Annotated in this window: 2 protein-coding genes; both read left to right on the forward strand. The window is 36.8% G+C overall.

Features of this window, described 5'->3' with window-relative positions; translation table 11 throughout:
- Positions 1–27: 27 nt before the first annotated feature.
- The gene (locus ACFIMG_RS05165) at positions 28–534 is read left to right on the forward strand and encodes a hypothetical protein (protein WP_375640117.1); all 507 of its coding nucleotides are present in this window, start codon (positions 28–30) and stop codon (positions 532–534) included.
- A gap of 81 nt (positions 535–615) precedes the next feature.
- Positions 616–1,314, forward strand: a complete 699-nt coding sequence (locus tag ACFIMG_RS05170; RefSeq protein ID WP_375640116.1) for a hypothetical protein — start codon at positions 616–618, stop codon at positions 1,312–1,314.
- The last annotated feature ends 128 nt before the right edge of the window (positions 1,315–1,442 follow it).

Raw genomic sequence — 1,442 nt, forward strand, 5'->3', positions numbered from 1 at the left:
AAAATGTTAAAATACGAGGTAATTATTATGCAGAATTCTGTAAAAAAATATCAACTCACCAATCAAACAATTCTTCGTGAGGGTAAAAAACTTTATCGCATTAAGGCGTTAAGAGATTTTGGTGATGTTAAAGCTGGTCAACTTGGTGGCTATATTGAATCTGAAGAAAATCTTTCCCATGATGGTAATTGCTGGGTTGGTGATCAAGCCATTGTTGTGAGCCCTGGTCGTGTTTACGAAAATGCGCAGGTTTATGGCAATGCAGGTGTTGGTGGTTTTGTATATGGTAATGCTCGCGTCTACGATTCAGCAAAGGTTTTTGCCAATGCCCATGTGTATGATAATGCCCATGTTTTCGATAGTGCAAAAATTGTAAGTAAAGTGCATGTTTATGAAAATGCCAATGCATGTGGCATGGCTATTGTTACTAAGAATATTTGTGGTGACACAATGAATAATGTTTATACAGAACGCCTTTCTCCTTATGGTGAAATTTGCTTTGTTATGTGTCGTTCTCATAGGAAAACAGCTTAAATAACGCGCGGGCGCGGCGGGGGCGCCTTCTTTAAACCTCTTATTAAAAATTTATTCAAATGTTAGATTAGGGAGCTACCTATGACCACTAAAAATGTATCTAAAAAATATGAGCTTATAAATGAAAGTCACGTTAAAGGGATTACTTTATACCGCATTCGTGCTTTAAAAGACTTTGCTGATGTTAAAGCTGGTGATTTAGGCGGCTTTATTGAAAAGGAAGATAACCTTTCTCATGATGGCAATTGCTGGGTTTATGATAATGCTTGTGTTGTAAAATCTGGTCGTGTTTATGAAAATGCAAGGGTATATGGCAACGCTGTCATTGGTGGTTTTGTTTATGGCAATGCGCATGTATATGATAAAACCCGCGTGTATTTTGGAGCTCATGTTTATGATAATGCGCATCTTTCTGATAAGGTGTGGGTTTATCAATATGCAAGGGTTTATGGGAATGCAAAATTAACAGGAAGTGCACGCATTTATAGCAAGGCTGAGGTTTATGATCATGCTGTTGTAAGTAGCTCTTCAAAAATTTATGGCAAGGTTTATGGCAATGCTAGCGTGGGTGGGTATGTTAAGGTCTATGGTTCTGTTTATGGGAATGCAAAAGTGACTGGTTATCACACCATTAGAGGTTTGGTACATGGCAATGCAAGATTAAAAAGAAATGATTATTCATATGTCAAACAAAACTTTTATTATGCATATGGAATTCCTGAAGATTGTGAAATTTATGAAAACGATACCGTTGTAAAGATTAGTGAAAAAGCAGCATAAATAAAATAACGGGGCGGGGGGCTGCTTTATAGCAAAAAAGCCGCGTTCTTTTAAGACACGGCTTTTATTATCAAAACAGCTAGCGATCTAAATAAACGATTAAAGTAACCAATCGAAATATAAAAGAA

Origin of the sequence: Bartonella sp. AP11XZML (genome assembly GCF_042196445.1) — a bacterium.
Lineage (GTDB): Bacteria > Pseudomonadota > Alphaproteobacteria > Rhizobiales > Rhizobiaceae > Bartonella.

Bases quoted from the DNA above. Each gene is read 5' to 3' on its own strand.
- ACFIMG_RS05165 (WP_375640117.1), top strand. From the start codon at position 28: ATGCAGAATTCTGTAAAAAAATATCAACTCACCAATCAAACAATTCTT.
- ACFIMG_RS05170 (WP_375640116.1), top strand. From the start codon at position 616: ATGACCACTAAAAATGTATCTAAAAAATATGAGCTTATAAATGAAAGT.